General features: G+C 71.2%; 14 protein-coding genes and 1 riboswitch. Of the genes, 8 read left to right on the forward strand and 6 right to left on the reverse strand.

From position 1 onward, the window contains the following. Positions 1-5: 5 nt before the first annotated feature. The 6 genes from ABD120_RS28740 to ABD120_RS28765 form a co-directional block, all read right to left on the reverse strand. Entirely contained in the window at positions 6-992 is a 987-nt protein-coding gene (locus tag ABD120_RS28740) for a phosphotransferase family protein (RefSeq protein WP_343953266.1), read from the reverse strand. Next, positions 982-1,833 (reverse strand): aldose epimerase family protein, encoded by an 852-nt coding sequence (locus ABD120_RS28745; protein WP_343953267.1) that lies wholly within the window; start codon positions 1,831-1,833, stop codon positions 982-984. The genes ABD120_RS28740 and ABD120_RS28745 overlap by 11 nt, the downstream gene beginning before the upstream one ends. A 252-nt stretch (positions 1,834-2,085) precedes the next feature. Next, positions 2,086-2,775, reverse strand: coding sequence for a CHAP domain-containing protein (locus ABD120_RS28750; RefSeq protein ID WP_343953268.1), 690 nt, complete (start codon positions 2,773-2,775; stop codon positions 2,086-2,088). Between the two features lie 13 nt (positions 2,776-2,788). Then, positions 2,789-2,924: riboswitch (cyclic di-AMP (ydaO/yuaA leader) on the reverse strand. A 162-nt stretch (positions 2,925-3,086) separates the two neighbouring features. After that, on the reverse strand, positions 3,087-3,902 hold the full coding sequence (locus ABD120_RS28755; RefSeq protein WP_343953269.1) for an aldo/keto reductase: 816 nt from the start codon (positions 3,900-3,902) through the stop codon (positions 3,087-3,089). A gap of 145 nt (positions 3,903-4,047) precedes the next feature. After that, on the reverse strand, positions 4,048-4,716 hold the full coding sequence (locus ABD120_RS28760) for a response regulator (protein WP_343953270.1): 669 nt from the start codon (positions 4,714-4,716) through the stop codon (positions 4,048-4,050). Continuing rightward, entirely contained in the window at positions 4,713-6,161 is a 1,449-nt protein-coding gene (locus tag ABD120_RS28765) for a sensor histidine kinase (protein ID WP_343953271.1), read from the reverse strand. The genes ABD120_RS28760 and ABD120_RS28765 overlap by 4 nt, the downstream gene beginning before the upstream one ends. A gap of 100 nt (positions 6,162-6,261) precedes the next feature. On the opposite strand from ABD120_RS28765, the gene ABD120_RS28770 reads away from it, so the two are divergent. From ABD120_RS28770 to ligA, 8 genes are all read left to right on the forward strand, one after another. Continuing rightward, positions 6,262-7,584 carry a cation:dicarboxylate symporter family transporter gene (locus ABD120_RS28770; protein WP_343953273.1) on the forward strand — a complete coding sequence of 441 codons (1,323 nt, stop codon included), beginning with the start codon at positions 6,262-6,264 and terminating at the stop codon, positions 7,582-7,584. A gap of 110 nt (positions 7,585-7,694) precedes the next feature. Continuing rightward, positions 7,695-9,020: a sensor histidine kinase gene (locus tag ABD120_RS28775; RefSeq protein ID WP_343953274.1), complete on the forward strand. Its 1,326-nt coding sequence runs from the start codon at positions 7,695-7,697 to the stop codon at positions 9,018-9,020. 83 nt (positions 9,021-9,103) lie between these two features. Next, positions 9,104-10,021, forward strand: coding sequence for an NAD(P)/FAD-dependent oxidoreductase (locus ABD120_RS28780; RefSeq protein ID WP_343953275.1), 918 nt, complete (start codon positions 9,104-9,106; stop codon positions 10,019-10,021). 87 nt (positions 10,022-10,108) lie between these two features. Then, entirely contained in the window at positions 10,109-11,395 is a 1,287-nt protein-coding gene (locus ABD120_RS28785; RefSeq protein ID WP_343953276.1) for an extracellular solute-binding protein, read from the forward strand. A gap of 7 nt (positions 11,396-11,402) precedes the next feature. Next, the gene (locus ABD120_RS28790; RefSeq protein WP_343953277.1) at positions 11,403-12,317 is read left to right on the forward strand and encodes a carbohydrate ABC transporter permease; all 915 of its coding nucleotides are present in this window, start codon (positions 11,403-11,405) and stop codon (positions 12,315-12,317) included. Beyond that, a complete protein-coding gene (locus ABD120_RS28795) occupies positions 12,314-13,162 on the forward strand; it encodes a sugar ABC transporter permease (protein ID WP_343953278.1) in 849 nt (282 codons plus the stop codon). Before ABD120_RS28790 ends, ABD120_RS28795 begins: the two co-directional genes overlap by 4 nt. A 377-nt stretch (positions 13,163-13,539) precedes the next feature. Continuing rightward, complete coding sequence (locus ABD120_RS28800; RefSeq protein WP_343953279.1) at positions 13,540-14,169, forward strand: TetR/AcrR family transcriptional regulator; 630 nt, start codon at positions 13,540-13,542, stop codon at positions 14,167-14,169. Positions 14,170-14,205: 36 nt separating this feature from the next. Beyond that, positions 14,206-16,293: an NAD-dependent DNA ligase LigA gene (gene ligA / locus ABD120_RS28805; protein ID WP_343953280.1), complete on the forward strand. Its 2,088-nt coding sequence runs from the start codon at positions 14,206-14,208 to the stop codon at positions 16,291-16,293. Positions 16,294-16,312 lie beyond the last annotated feature (19 nt).

A 16,312-nucleotide genomic window follows, 5' to 3' on the forward strand; every position in this document is an offset into this window, starting at 1 on the left:
CGGTCTCAGCGGAGCGCGGCCACGGTCTCGCCCAGGCGGGCGATGGCGTTGTCCCGCATCGGGGCGTAGTCCTCCTCGGGGTACTGACGGGGGCCGTTCTCCACCAGGAAGATCGTGTACAGGTACATCTTGTAGAGCAGCAGGCGGACGCGGGCGGCCGGGCCGAGGTCCAGCGGCGCCACCTCCCGGTAGCCCGCCACCAGCGGATCGGCCTCGTCGAGCCCCTGGTAGAGCGTCGGCATGAGCAGTTCGGCGAGCGGGTCGCCCCAGAAGGCCCGCTCGTGGTCGATGATCGCCTGGATGGGCGCCCGCGCGCCGGGCGACAGGAACACATTGCCCAGCCACACGTCGAAGTGCACCAGCCTCGGCTGCTCCACCTCTTCCAGGGCCCACGCCGCCCGCTCCGCCACCTCGCGCATCTCCTCGGCGGGGACCGGCAGGGGTGTCGGGAACCGTACGGTGTCGGACAGGAGGGCGTCGAGCATCGTCAGGAACGCCGCACGCCACGTGTGGCCGGACAGCCCCGCGTGGGGGGCGCCGAACACCGGCTCCGCGCCGGGCGGCTGTGTGACGGTGCTCAGGGTCGCCAGCAGCCTGCCGAGCTCGCGGCGCAGCTCGGCGGGGGAGTCGGGCTCGACCTGGTTCCACGGGACTCCGGTGAGCGTCTCGAACACCAGGTAGTCGCCGCCGAGCACCGGGTCGTCGAAGCCCGCCCGCACCAGTTCGGCCACCGGCACGCCGACGCCCGCCGCGAGGCCGATCGACTCGGCCTCCATGCGCAGTATGTGGCGCTCGAAGGAGAGCAGCTCCAGATCGGGATGGGGGGCGAGTTTGAGGACCACGTCGCGGTCGTCGTCGAGCCGCAGCCGCCAGACCGCGTTGGCGTACCCGTCGGTCAGTTCTTCGGCGGTGCGGACTCCGGCTCCCACGGCTCGTCGTGTCAGGTCGTCGAGTTCGGCGGGGGTGAGCCGCCGTTTTGTCCTACTTTCCACGGGATCTGATTCTGTCGTCCACCGCGGAGATCGTCCAGGAGGCGGAGTGGCTCCCGCCCGGGGCCAGCCTGACCAGGTCGGTGCCCGAGTTGAAGGCGTCGGGCGGGCAGGTCATCGGCTCGACCGCGACCCCCGGGTAGCCGAGCTGGGCGCCGGTGCACACCTGCACCCACGGCATCACCGCCGGGTCCCAGGTGATCCTGGTCGCGCCGACCCGGACCTCGCCCGCCGACAGGCCCGTGAAGGCGTGGTCCACGTCCAGGCCGGACGTGGGACGGGGGTCGCGGAAATCGTAGAAGGTCGTGTGGACGTCGGCCAGCTTGAGCGGCAGCAGCGCCTCGTCGGTCAGCAGCACCCGCGAGGCGGGTACCCGCAGCAGGTCGTCGCCGAGCAGCCACGGATGCGGGGCGCAGCCGTAGGGGGCGGGGCGCTCGCCGAGGTTCGTGGCGGTGAGCGTGGTGGTGAGGCCGTCCTCGGTGAGGCGGTGCTCGGCGCGCAGCGCGAGCGTGAACGGGTAGCCGGGGGCCGGGGTGATCGTGTGCGCCAGCACGGCGTGGGCCGCGCCGGACTCGACGGGCTCCCAGTCGACGGCGGCGACGAGGCCGTGGATGGCGTTGCCCCGGCGGGGCTCGGTGAGGTCGAGCTGGTGGGTGTCGCCGTCGAAGACGTACCGGCCCGCGGCGACGCGGTTGGGCCAGGGGGCGAGGACCGTCCCGGCATGGTGGGGGACGGGGCCGCCTTCGGGCCAGCTCGTGATCAGCTCCCGCCCGTGGTGGCCGAGCGCCCGCACGGCCGCTCCCCGCACGCTGACCTCAGCCGTGTATCCGCCCCCGATGAGCACCGCGCCCCCGCCTTCCGCCGCCGTGTTTCTGTGACAACCCTTTCTATCGGTTACGGCCAGCCACTCTGACCCCACCCGCCACGAAGGGCTGACGGCCTCCAGGGTGACGCTCCTCCCCGCCGCCGCCGACCCGCCGCGACGACTCCGCTCTCACCCCCGTCCCGGACAACGCGGAACGGCGCGTCCGAGGGGAGAGGACGCGCCGTTCCAGGGGGTGGGGAGAGGCGGGGGACTCTCCCGAGGGATGGGGACCTATGCCCGGTACTCCGGGTAGCCGTAGCCGACGACCTGCGACTTCGGCCGCACCCGCTCCTCGACCTTGCCGTTGCCGGTGTTGCCCTCGACGGTGGTCAGGGTGCCGTCTCCGTTGTCCTTGACGACGAAGCCGACGTGCTCGATCGAGGTCAGGCTCTTGCTGCCGTTCCAGGCGAAGAAGACGACCGAGCCTTCCTTGGGCTCGACGCCCCAGCGGGCGTTGTCCTTGAACCACTTGGCGTGGGTGACGGTGTAGGCGTCCCAGCCGATCGTGGAGCGGGCGCCGGTGTTCTCGCCGACCCAGGAGACGAACATCGCGCACCAGGCGGCGTTCAGGTACGCCTGGCGGTTGCCGCCGTCGCGGGCGATGGTCTCGGCCGCGCGCTGGGAGTTCATGTACCACTTCTGGAACTTGGTGCCGCCGCCGAGCGAGTTCTCGGTGGTGCCGATCTGCTGCTTGGCCAGCGTGAGTACCTGCGCGGCCGTGGGCTTGACGTCTCCGGTGCCCTCGACGGGCGGCTGCTGCTTGGCGGCCACGGCCGCGGGGACGGCGCCCGCCGCCGCCGCGCCGACCGGGCTGTCGGCCTGGGCGGGCAGGGCCGCGAACGCGGAGGCCGCGATCGCCGCACCGAGCAGGGCGCGGGCAATGTGAATCTTGGGGGTGCGAGACAGAAGATTCTTCGCCATCGAAAAGGACAACTCCTTGCTTCCATGACGCTTACCGGGTTAGCTGACGGGTTCGGGCGTGGAAGCTGCCCTACGGCGCAGTGCGCCGATTCACCCCGAAGGACTGGGTCCCCGGTTCCGCGATGGTGCGGATTCAGCGTTCACAGGCAAAGCCTGCGATTTGTTCGTGTCGGTCTGGCAACGATCTGGTAGCCCAGTCGTATGTGTTCGATGCGCCGAAGGTAATACACCAGGCAAGAGCCTGACAACTCCCGGAAAGCGCAGGTGAAGGCCGGTGCGGCGAAAAGCCCGCACCGGCCGGGGATTGCGCGTTAGTTAAAAGTCTCGGGATCGGGTCCGAGACGCCTGCCGTTGCTCAGCGCGCCGATGGCCGCGAGGTCCTCGTGGTCAAGGATGAAATCAAAGACATTGATGTTCTCCTTGATACGGGAGGGAGTGACGGATTTCGGGATCACCACGTTGCCGAGCTGGATGTGCCAGCGCAGCACGATCTGCGCGGGCGACCTCCCGTGCTTGTCGGCGAGCGCGGCGAGCGCGGGGTCTTCGAGCAGGCCCTTGCCCTGGCCGAGCGGGCTCCACGCCTCGGTGAGGATGCCGTTGGCCGTGTGGAAGGCGCGCAGCTCCTTCTGGGGCAGGTTGGGGTGGAGCTCGATCTGGTTGATGGACGGGACGATGTCGGTCTCGTCCATGAGCCGCTGGAGGTGGGCGATGCCGAAGTTCGAGACGCCGATCGCGCGCGTCCTGCCGTCTCGGTAGATCTTTTCCAGCGTTCGCCAAGCCTGTACATATTTGTCGTTCTTGGGGGCCGGCCAATGGATGAGATAGAGGTCCACATGGTCGAGCCCGAGCCGGAGAAGGCTCTCGTCGAAGGCCCGCTCGGCATGCTCGTGACCGTCGTTCCAGAGTTTGGTGGTAACGAACACCTTCTCCCTGGGCAGGCCGGAGGCCCGGACGGCCCGCCCCACCCCCTCCTCGTTGTGGTAGAGGGCGGCGGTGTCGATGTGCCGGTATCCGTTCGCGAAGGCCGTCGTCACCGCCTGCTCGGCGGCGTGGTCCGGCACCTGCCAGACGCCGAAGCCGAGCTGCGGGATCTGGACGCCGTCGGTGTTGAGCAGCAGCGAGTTCATAATCCCCATTGTTCACGCCGGGTTCCCCCCGGCTCAGGGCCGCCGGGCCGGTTTGAACCGGTCGTGAAGAAGCGATGGGCTTGGGGGGAATCGCCGCTCCAGCTGCTCTACGCCGCGTCGAGGTCGGCCGGTTCGATGCAGGCCCTCATGAACTTCGCGGGGTCATCCGGTAGAGGAGTTCCGGCCGTCCGACGCCGCCGTAGCGGGGCACCCGCGCCGCCTGGCCGATGTCCACGAGGTACTCCAGATAGCGCCGGGCCGTCACCCGCGACACCCCCGCCGCCAGGCCCGCCGCCTGAGCGGACAGGCCCTCCGGGCGCTCCCGCAGCAGCGCCGCGACGACGTCCAGCGTGTCCTGCTGCAGCCCCTTCGGCAGCCGGGAGGTGCCGCGCAGCGTCCCGAGCACCCGGTCCACGTCCCCCTGGCCCACGATCTGCCCGGCCTCCTGCCGGAACCTGGCGTGCCGCTCCAGCTTCTCCTTCAGCGCCGCGAACGTGAACGGCTTCAGCAGGTACTGCGACACCCCCAGCGACACCGCCGCCCGCACCATCTCCAGATCGCGCGCCGAGGTGACCGCGATGACGTCGCACAGCAGCCCGCGCGCCCGGATCGCCCGGCACACCTCCAGGCCCGGCAGGTCGGGCAGGTACATGTCGAGCAGCACCAGGTCCACGGGCGCCCCGCCGAGGAAACGCAGCGCCTCGCCGCCCGAGCGGACCACCCCCGACACGGTGAAGCCCGGCACCCGCCCGACGTACAGGCGGTTGGCCTCGGCGGTGATCTCCTCGTCCTCGACGACCAGCACGGAGATCACGGCAGCAGCACCCTGACGAGCGAGCCGCGTGTCTCCACCCTGCCCCCCAGCCGCCGGACGGCCTGCCCCACCAGCGCCAGGCCCAGCCCGTGCCCGTCGCCCTTCGTGGTCCAGCCCTTCGTGAACGCCTCGGGGCCGGGCAGCCCCGGGCCGTCGTCCTCGACCGTGAGCACGATGCCCTCCTGTCCGGCCCGCAGGCCCACCTCCACCCGAGTGCCCGCCTCGATCGCGTTGTCCAGCAGGTTTCCGACGATCGTCACCAGGTCGCGCGGCGGCACGCCGAGGTCGCCGAGCTCGCTGTCCTCCGAGATCACCAGTTCCACGCCGCGTTCGGCGGCCTGCGCGCTCTTGCCGAGCAGCAGCGCGGCCAGCACCGGCTCGCGCACCGAGCCGACGACCCGGTCGGTCAGCTCCTGCGCGGCGCGCAACTCGGCGGTGCCGAAGGCGACGGCCTGCTCCGTACGGCCCAGTTCCACCAACGTGATCACCGTGTGCAGCCGGTTGGCCGCCTCGTGCGCGGCCGAGCGCAGCGACTCGGCGAACCCGCGCTCGGCGTCGAGTTGCCCGGTCAGCGCCTGCAACTCGGTGTGATCGCGGACGGTCACCACGGTCCCGAGCCTGCTGGGCGCGCTGTCCACGGCGAGCACCCGGTCGCCGACCAGGTGGATCCCCTTGCCGAGGTCCGGCGCCGGTCTGCCCTCGGCGTCGGGCGGCAGCCCGAGCAGCGCGCGGGCGGCGTCGTTGCACAACGCCAGCCGTCCGTCGCGGCCGACCAGCAGCAGCCCCTCCCTGACCGTGTGCAGGACGGCGTCGTGGTGGTCGTGGATGCGGGCCAGCTCGACCGGACCGAGCCCGTGGGTCTGCCTGCGCAGCCGGGCGGTGACGAGCAGGGTGCCCGCGCCGCCGGTGGCGAGGGCGACGAGCGCGACCAGCAGCCCCCACGGGAGCTGCTTGTACAGCCTCGCGGTGATGTGCTCGACCGTGATGCCCGCGCTGACCAGCGCCTTCACCTCGGTGCCGGACACGACGGGGGTGACGGCCCGGGTGGAGGGGCCGAGCGTGCCCGTGTACGTCTCGGTGAACGTCTCCCCGGCCAGCGCCCGCTCGGTGTTGCCGAGGAAACGGCGGCCGATCTGCGCCGGGTTCGGGTGGGTGTAGCGGGTCCCGTCCGGTTCCATGATGGTGACGAAGTCGACGCCGGTCCGCACCCGGACCCGCTCCGCGTACGGCTGCAGCCGCCCGCTGGGCTCGGCGTCGCCGAGCGCGGCCAGCACCTCGGGGGAGGCGGCGACGCTCACGGCGACGGCCCGCGCGGTGCGGTCGGCCTCGTCGTTGAGCAGGTCGTGGGCCTGCACGACGGCCAGTACCGCCCCGCCCGCCACGGTGAGCGCGACCACCAGCGACTGCAGCAGGAGCATCTGACCCGCGAGGCTCCAGCGCCGCATGTCACCCTCCCGGTTTACGAAATGAACGCAATGGTGACCTGGGTCACTCCGCACCGCATAGTCGCACAAGCAGAACTCCCAGCCCAAGCCGGAGACTCCCATGCGTGATCGCACCCGATATCTCTACCTGGCCGTCATCGTCGCGGTGGTGGCGGGCGTGGCCATCGGCCTCGTCTGGCCCGACCTCGGCAAGGAACTGAAACCGCTCGGCACCGCCTTCGTCGCCCTGATCAAGATGATGATCAGCCCGATCATCTTCTGCACGATCGTGCTCGGCGTCGGCTCGGTGACCAAGGCCGCCAAGGTCGGCAGGGTCGGCGGACTGGCCCTCGGCTACTTCATCGCGATGTCCACGGTCGCCCTGGTCATCGGCCTTGTCGTGGGCAACCTGCTGGACCCGGGCGCGGGGCTCCAGCTCAGCGACGCGGCCCGGCAGAGCGCCGAGGCCGAGGCCGCCAAGGGCAGCGAGGCCAGCACCGTCGACTTCCTGCTCGGCATCATCCCGGCCACGCTCGTGTCGGCGTTCACCGAGGGCCAGGTGCTGCAGACGCTGCTCGTCGCGCTGCTGGCCGGGTTCGCGCTCCAGGCCATGGGCGCCAAGGGCGCCCCCATCCTGAACGGCGTCGCCCACATCCAGCGCCTGGTCTTCCGTATCCTCGCCATGATCATGTGGGTGGCGCCGGTGGGCGCGTTCGGGGCCATCGCCGCGGTCGTCGGCTCCACCGGCGTGGACGCGCTGCGCTCCTTCGCCGTCATCATGATCGGGTTCTACGTCACCTGCCTGCTGTTCGTCTGCATCGTCCTCGGCCCGCTGCTGTGGCTGGTCGCGCGGGTCAACCTGTGGTCGCTGCTGACCTACCTGCGCCGCGAGTTCCTGCTGATCCTGTCGACCTCGTCGTCGGAGTCCGCGCTGCCCCGGCTCATCGCCAAGATGGAGCACCTCGGCGTCAGCCGTCCGGTGGTGGGCATCACGGTGCCGACCGGCTACTCCTTCAACCTCGACGGCACCGCCATCTACCTGACGATGGCGACGCTGTTCGTCGCCTCCGCCACCGGCTCTCCGCTGGGGCTCGGCGAACAGATCTCCCTCCTCCTGTTCATGATCATCGCCTCGAAGGGCGCGGCCGGCGTCACCGGGTCCGGGCTCGCCACGCTCGCGGGCGGGCTCCAGTCGCACCGGCCCGAACTCGTGGACGGCGTCGGCCTCATCGTCGGCATCGACCGCTTCATGTCCGAGGCGCGGGCGCTGACGAACTTCGCCGGCAACGCCGTGGCGACCGTGCTCGTGGGAACCTGGACCGGCGAGTTCGACCGCGACCGCGCGGCCCAGGTCCTCTCCGGAGGCGCCCCCTTCGACGAGGCCACCCTCCTCGACGAGGACGAGGAGCACCCGCCCGCCAAGGAGCCCGCGCCGGTCGGATGATGCCGCAGTACTCCGCAGTACAAGGTGGGTGTGGAACGCGCAAACCTTTCGCCTACACGCCCACCTGCACACATAACGCCCAGTAGTCTCAGGACGTGCGACGGATATGGGTGAGGTCCCTCCGTGGACGGGTCACGCTCATCACCACCGTTGCGGCCGCGTCGGTGCTGATCCCCGCAGGCGTCGGCGGGGTTGCCGTGGCCAAGGCGGTGATCGAGGCGGGCGTCTGGAACGCCACGCGCGAGACGGCCGCCCGCACCTCCGCCGAAGTGCGCGAGTACGGCCTCCCTCCGGGTGACCTCAAGGTCACCAACCCGCACGTCGACCTGATCCAGGTCGTGAAACCGGGACCCCGCGTCGTCGCCGCCTCCGACGCCGCCGAGAGCCTGCCGCCGCTGTCCGACGTCTGGCCCACCCAGCGGGACCGGGTCGTCGACACCACGAGCTGCTCGAACGGCACCTGCCGCCATGTCACCGCCGTCCGGATGTCGCTGTCCCCCGACTCCGCCGTCGTCTACGCCGCGGAGTCCTCGCCGAAGGTCCTGTCCAGCCAGGTCCTCGACGCCGTCGTCCTCGGCCAGGTGGCCGTCCTCGTCGGCCTCGCCTCCTGGGCGACCTGGCTGGTCACCGGGCGCGCGCTGCGCCCGGTGAAGGCGATCCGCGCCGAACTCGACGAGGTCAACATCAGCGACCTCAGCAGACGGGTCACCCAGCCGAGGGGGGAGGACGAGGTGGCCGGGCTGGCCGCCTCCATCAACAGCACGCTCGCCCGCCTCGAACGCTCGGCCGAGCAGCAACGTCAGTTCGCCTCGGACGCCTCCCACGAACTGCGCACCCCGATCGCGGGACTGCGCACCCAGTTGGAGAGCGCGCAGCTCTACCCGGAGGACACCGACGTGCGCGAACTGGCCGACGGCGCCCTGCGCGACACCGACCGGCTGGAGGCGATCATCACCGACCTGCTGCTGCTGGCGCGCATCGGCTCCCGCGTCGACATGGCCAAGGAGCGGGTGGACCTCGCCGAACTGGTGCGCCAGGAGATCTCCCGCCGCAGGGACCGGGTGCCCGTCGAGCCGGAGCTGGGGGAGGGCGTGGTCGTGGACGGTGTCCGGCTGCAACTGGCCCGGCTCGTGGCCAACGTGCTCGACAACGCCGTACGGTACGCCGAGAGCGGCGTCACCCTCGACCTGAGCGCGCACGAGGGCCAGGCCGTACTCGTGGTCGAGAACGACGGCGCGGAGATCCCGGAGGAGGACCGCGAGCGCATCTTCGAGCGCTTCACCCGCCTCGACGCCGCCCGCAGCCGCGAGGCGGGCGGCACCGGGCTGGGTCTCGCCATCGCGCGCGCCATCGCACTCGCCCACATGGGCACGATCGCCGTCGAGGACCGCACCGGCGGCGCCCGCTTCGTGCTGCGCCTGCCGCTCGCCCCGTGACACTCAGGTCGTCCATCCCCTTGTTTTGCCGTTTCGGCAACGAAGTTTGTCACTAGGCGCGCTCATCGCCGACGCTCTGAGGCATGAACGACGTCCTGGTCATCGGCGGCGGCACGGCCGGGCTCAGCGGAGCGCTGACCCTGGCCCGTGCCCGCCGCGCCGTCCTCGTGATCGACTCCGGCAGCCCGCGCAACGCCCCGGCGGGCGGCGTCCACAACTACCTGGGCCGGGAGAACACCCCGCCCGCCGAACTCCTCCGCATCGGGCGAGAGGAGGTGCGCTCGTACGGCGGGAGGATCCTCGACGGCACCGCCGTGAGCGCCGAGCGCGCGGGCGGCGGCTTCACCGTCACCCTCGCCGACGGGAGCGCGGTGCGCGGCCGCCGCCTGCTGGTGGCCACCGGCGTGAGCGACGAACTGCCCGAGATGCCCGAGCTGCTTGGACTGGCCGAACGCTGGGGCCGCGACGTGCTCCACTGCCCGTACTGCCACGGCACCGAGGTGGCCGAGCGGCCGGTCGGCGTCCTGTCCACCGGGCCGCTGGCCGAGCACACGGTGCTGCAGTGGCGGCAGTGGACCTCGCGCCTGGTCCTGCTCACCCACACCGGCCCCGCGCCGAAGGACCCCGGACTGCTGGCCGCGCGGGGGATCGGCGTCGTGGACGGCGAGGTGAGCGGCCTCGACGTCGCCGGCGACCGCCTCACCGGCGTCACCCTCGCGGGCGGCCGGAAGGTGCCGCTGGAGGCGCTCGTGGTCGCCCCCCGCCCCGTCGTGCACAGTGGTCTTCTGAGCGGCCTCGGCTTGGAGCCGGTCCCGCTGGAGATGGCCGGGCACGTGGTCGGCGAGCGCGTCGCCGCCGACCCCACCGGCGCCACGCGGGTGCCGGGAGTGTGGGTGGCCGGCAACGTGTCCGACCCGATGGCCCAGGTCATCGTGTCCGCGGCCGCGGGCATGCGGGCCGGGGCCGCGATCAACGCCGACCTCATCGCCGAGGGCCCGTAGGAGCGGACCCCGGAAGGATCTTCCCGATCTCCGGATGCGGGCGTAGCGTCCGGCTTGCTGACCGTTTCGTTTCTGAGGAGATCGAGCATGCGGCAAGCCATCGTGGTCGCGGCGGCCCTGGTTCTCGCGGTGTCGGCCTGCGGCGGCGGAGGGGTGCCAGGCCCGGTGGGCCGCACCGCCGTCCCGCCCCGGGCCGACACCGGGACCCCCGGTGAGATCACCTGGTGGGACACCACCCGGCCCGACAGCGAGGGCCCGGTCTTCCAGGAGCTGATCAAGGAGTTCGAGGCCGCCAACCCCGGAACCCGGGTGAAGTACGTCAACGTCCCCTTCGACCAGGCGCAGAACAAGTTCCAGACCGCCGCCCAGGCGGGCTCGGGCGCGCCCGACGTGATCCGCGCCGAGGTGGCCTGGACCTCCCAGTTCGCCTCCCTCGGCTACCTGCAGCCGCTCGACGGCACCAGGGCCGTCGCGGAGCAGGACGACTTCCTGCCCGGCCCCCTCAGCAGCACCAGGTACCAGGGCAGGACGTACGCGGTGCCGCAGGTCACCGACACGCTCGCGCTGCTGTACAACCGAAGGCTGCTGGAGAAGGCCGGGCACCGGACACCGCCGAGGACCGTGTCCGAGCTCAAACAGGTCGCGCTCGACGTCAGGGCCAAGGCCGGCGTCCCCGGCCTCGCTCTCAACGTCGACGCCTACTTCCTGCTCCCCTTCATGTACGGCGAAGGCGGCGACACCCTCGACGTGCCCAACAAGAAGATCGTCGTCGACTCGCCCGCCAACGTGCGCGCCATGGCCTCGGTCGCCGACCTGATCTCCTCGGGCGCCGCCGCGAAGCCGGCCGTCCAGGACAGCTACGTCAACGCGATGACCGCCTTCAAGGAGGGCAGGACCGCGATGATCTACAACGGCCCGTGGGCGCTGTCCGAGGTCTACCAGGGCAAGGAGTTCGCCGACCGGGCCAACCTCGGCATCGCGCCCGTACCGGCCGGATCGGTGCGGGCCGGCGCCCCCACCGGCGGACACAACCTGGCGATCTACGCCGGTTCCGGCAACCTGCCGGCCGCCTACGAGTTCGTCCGCTTCATGACGTCCAGGACGAGCCTGGCCCGCATGTCGGGAAAGCTCGGCCTGCTTCCGCCGCGCGCCTCGGCCTTCACCGACCTCGCCGTCGTCGCCAACAAGGACGTCACCGCCTTCAAACCCGTCCTCGACGCCGCCGTGCCGAGACCCTGGATCCCCGAAGGCGGGCGGCTGTTCGAGCCGCTGCTGCAGGGCTACCAGGCGCTCGTCGGCGGCAAGGAGAGCCCGGAGCAGATGACCAGGACCGTCGCGGACAAGTATCGGAGCATCTTCAAGGGCTGGAGCTGACCCCGGCGTGCGCCTCCTCCGGCACCGCCACTGGTACGCCTGGGCCATGACCGCGCCGGTGCTGATCGTCATGGCCGTGCTGGTCGGCTGGCCGCTGGCGCGCGGCCTGTACCTGTCGCTGACCGACGCCACCGAGGCCACCGTGGGCCGCACGATCGGCGTCAACGTCGTCCCGCCGAGCTACGGGTTCGTCGGTCTGGACAACTACCTCGCCGTCCTCGGCAGCGGCCTGTTCTGGGCCAAGCTCGGCTGGACCGCCGTGTGGACGCTCGCGTGCGTCGGCCTGCACTACGGTCTCGGCCTTGGCCTGGCCGTCCTGCTGAACCGCCGCATGCGGCTGCGCTCCCTCTACCGGGTGCTGCTCGTGCTGCCGTGGGCGGTGCCCTCGTTCGTCGCCGCCTTCGTCTGGCGCTACCTCTACAACAGCGACTACGGCGTCTTCAACGCCATGCTGAAGGCCGCCGGGCTGGGGCCCGTGGGCTGGCTGGACGAGCCGTTCACGGCGCGGATCGCGGTCATCGCGGTCAACGTGTGGCTCGGCGTGCCGTTCACGATGATCGCGATGCTCGGCGGGCTCCAGGCGATCCCGAAGGAGTTGCACGAGGCGGCCGAGGTGGACGGCGCCTCGCCTCGGCAGCGGTTCGCGCACGTGACGCTGCCGTCGCTGCGGGCCGTGTCGAGCACGGTGATCCTGCTCGGCACCATCTGGACGTTCAACATGTTCCCGGTGATCTTCCTGGTCACCGGGGGCGGGCCGGGCGGCGAGACCGAGATCCTCGTGACCTACGCCTACCGCGAGGCCTTCACCGGGGTCCGGGACTACGCGGGCTCGGCCACCTGGGGCGTCGTCATCCTGTTGCTGCTCGTCGTGATGGCCGTGGGCTACCGGCGGGCGCTACGCCGTACAGGGGAGGTGTGGTGAGAGGTCCGCGCCCGAGGGGTGAGAGGGGGCCGCTCGCGTCGTTCGTGCTGCACACGACGCTCGTGGCCGCCTCGCTCGTGTCCGTCTTCCCGGTCGTCTGGCTGGTGCTGACCTCGCTCAAGCCGCGCGACGGGTGGCTGTCGAGCGAACCGAGGGTCTTCGACAGCCCGTCCCTGGACAACTACGGCCGGGTGCTGACCGAGACGGCCTTTCCCTCGTGGCTGCTCAACTCGGTGCTCGTCGCCGGGCTGACCACGGTGGCCGGGGTCTTCCTCGCCGCCACCACGGGGTATGCGATCAGCCGGTTCCGCTTCCCCGGGCACCGGTGGGTGATGTGGACGCTGCTGGTCACGCAGATGTTCCCGGTGGCCGTGCTCATCGTGCCGCTGTACGACCTGATGGCCGCGCTCCGGCTGCTCAACCGGCTGCCCGGCCTGGTGGTCGCGTACATGACGGTCGCGGTGCCGTTCTGCGCGTGGATGATGAAGGGCTACTTCGACGCGATCCCCAGAGAGATCGACCAGGCGGGGATGGTGGACGGGCTGGGCCCGTTCGGCGCGTTCGCGCGCATCGTGCTCCCGCTGGCCAGGCCCGGTCTCGCGGTGACCGCCTTCTACTGCTTCATGACCGCCTGGGGTGAGATCGCCTACGCGAGCGTCTTCATGAACGAGGAGGAGCGGCGCACTCTCGGCGCCGGACTCCAGCGGTTCGTGGGCCAGCACTGGTCGGACTGGGGGCTGCTCACCGCGGCCGCCGTCCTCATCGCGGTCCCCGCGGCCGCGGTGTTCCTGCTCGTCCAGCGCCATCTGGTGAAGGGGCTGACGGCGGGGGCCACGACGATGTGAGGACGGCGGCTCCGGGCGCCCGGCCTGAGTCCGGCGCCGCCCACGCGGCCGTCACGCCGGCGGAGAACACCGCGTCGTACCCGCTGACCGCGATGCCGGCGGCCACCTCCGGCTGCCGGGAGGGAGGGTCCGGCCGATCCTCGCCGTCGCGGAGACGGCCGAAGATCTCCCACGGTTCGATCTCCTCCGCGATGTAGAAGCCGGTGGTACGACCCGTGTCGTCCAGTGCGGAGGCGCTGGTCAGGGTGATCAGGATGCGTCTGGGCATGGTCGTTCCCTCCTGCGGTGGGGTGATCCGTCGTCGACCGATCTGAACTGTACAGATCAGTTCGCATGAACTCAACCGTACAGTTCAGATCGTGGTTAGGATGAGGGGTATGACCCCGATCTCGCGAGATGCCCCGTCCGGAGAACGCGCCGCGCGGAAGCGGGCCGCCATCGTGCGGGCCGCGCGTCAGGAGTTCCTGCGGAAGGGGTTCAACGCCGGCATGGATGTGATCGCCGCCAAGGCGGGCGTGTCGAAGGTGACCGTCTACAACCACTTCAGCAGCAAGGAGGAGCTGTTCGCCGAGATCGTCCATGAGGCCCTCGAACAGGCCTTCCACGACACCATGGTGAAGATGCGCGAGCGGCTGGAGGTCGCCGACGAGATCCGCGAGATCCTCACCACCACGGCCGAGGGCTGGGTGGAGGGGATCGCCCAGCCGGACGTCCTGGCCCTGCGCGCCCTGATCGCCGGAGAGGGCCGCAGGTTCCCCGAGCTCGGCCGCGCCTGGCGGGAGAAGGGCCCGGCCCGGTTCACCGCCGTCCTGTCGGAGGCGCTCAGCCGGCACGACGGGCTCGACATCCCCGACATGCGCCTGGCCGTCATCCAGTTCTACGCGCTGGTGCTCTACCCGCACATCATCCACAGTGCCTACGGCGAGACCTTCGACGCCGAGACCACCCGGGCGCTCATCGACAAGGGGGTGGACATGTTCCTCCGCTACTACCAGGCTCCCGCCTGACCCGATTCTGTCGGTCCCGACCTGGATGATGGGACCATGACCGACGCACCTCCGATCACCGCGCTCGCCGACCAGGCCGCCTACGCCGAGGCCGTGCAGCTGGCCGTCGACGCCTCCGCCGCCTACTACGGCGACGGCACCTCGCCGCTCGACGACGACGCCTACGACCGGCTGGTGCGCGGCATCGCCGCCTACGAGGCCGAGCACCCGGGCGAGGTGCTGCCAGGCTCGCCCACGGGCAAGGTCGCGGGCGGCGCCGTCACCGGCGACGTCCCGCACACCGTGCCCATGCTGAGCCTCGACAACGTCTTCGGCGCCGAGCAGCTCGCCGACTGGGCCGCCTCCCTCGAACGCAGGCTGGGCCATCCGGTCGCCACCTGGTCGGTCGAGGCCAAGCTCGACGGTCTCGCCATCTCCGCCCGCTACCAGCGCGGCCGCCTCGCCCAGCTCGTCACCAGGGGCGACGGTGCCGCGGGCGAGGACGTCTCCCACGCCATCGGCACCATCGTGGGCCTGCCGGAGCGCCTGGCCGACCCGCTCACCGTCGAACTGCGCGGCGAGGTCATGATGACCTCGGCCCAGTTCGCCGACGCCTGCGCCAAACGTCAGGCCCACGACGGCACCACCTTCGCCAACCCGCGCAGCGCGGCCGCCGGCACCCTGCGCGCGCAGGACCGGCCGTATGTGTGCGAGCTCACCTTCTTCGGGTACGGCGCGCTGCCGCCACAGGACGACGAGTCCGAGCAGGCCGCCTCGCTGCGCACGCTCGCCCACAGCGAGGTCATGCGCTGGGTGGCCGGGCAGGGCGTCCAGACCACCGAGGTCACCTCGGTCGCGGGCATCGTCGCCACCACCCTGGAGGAGGTGCTCGGACGGGTCGAGCAGATCGCCGCCGCCCGCGCCGACCTGCCGTTCGGCATCGACGGCATCGTGATCAAGTGCGACCTCGCCGCCGACCAGGAGGCCGCCGGGTTCAGCTCGCGGGCGCCGCGCTGGGCGGTCGCCTACAAGCTGCCCGCCACCGAGAAGATCACCAAGCTGCTCTCCGTCGAGTGGAACACCGGCCGCACCGGCATCATCGCGCCGCGCGCGGTGCTGGAGCCGGTCGAGCTCGACGGCTCCGTCGTCACCTACGCCACCCTCCACAACGTCGCCGACATCGGCCGCCGGGGGCTCATGCTGGGCGACAGCGTCGTCGTCTACAAGGCGGGCGACGTGATCCCGCGCGTCGAGTCACCCGTCGTCCACCTGCGCACCGGCGACGAGCAGCCGATCGAGATCCCGCAGGTCTGCCCCTCGTGCGGCGACGCCATCGACACCTCGCAGGAACGGTGGCGCTGCGTGCGCGGGCGCGGCTGCCGCGCCATCGCCTCCATCGTCTACGCCGCCGGCCGCGACCAGCTCGACATCGAGGGCCTGGCGGAGAACCGCATCCTCCAGATGCTGGAAGCCGGGATGATCGCCGACTTCGCCGACCTGTTCACCCTCGACCGCGACCGGCTGCTCGACCTGGAACGCATGGGGGAGATCTCCACCGACAAGCTGCTGGCCGCCATCGACCAGGCCCGCGCCCGGCCGCTGAGCCGCGTGTTCACCGCGCTCGGCGTCCGTGGCACCGGCCGGTCGATGAGCCGCCGCATCGCCCGCCACTTCGGCACCATGGCCGCCATCAGGGCCGCCGACGCCGAGGCGATCCAGGAGGTCGAGGGCATCGGCCCGGAGAAGGCGCCGGTCGTGGTGGCCGAACTGATCGAGGTCGGCCCACTGATCGACAAACTGGTCCTGGCCGGGGTCAACATGACCGAGCCCGGCGTCACCGCGCGCGAGCCCGGCGCCGAGGCCCCAGAGGGCGTGGAGCCCGGTGCCGATTCCGCCCTGCCGCTGAGCGGGATGTCGGTGGTCGTCACGGGCGCGATGAGCGGCCCGCTGGCCGCCCTGTCCCGCAACGAGGTGAACGAGCTGATCGAACGGGCGGGCGGCAAGGCGTCCTCCAGCGTGTCGGCCAAGACGTCGCTGCTGGTGGCGGGGGAGAAGGCCGGTTCCAAGCGGACCAAGGCCGAGGGCTTGGGCGTCCGGGTGACGACCCCCGAGGAGTTCGCCGACCTCGTCGCCGCTCTGCTCTGAGCGCGGTCGTCGTCACGGA

The sequence above is a fragment of the Nonomuraea longicatena genome, assembly GCF_039525605.1.
Classification (GTDB): domain Bacteria; phylum Actinomycetota; class Actinomycetes; order Streptosporangiales; family Streptosporangiaceae; genus Nonomuraea; species Nonomuraea longicatena.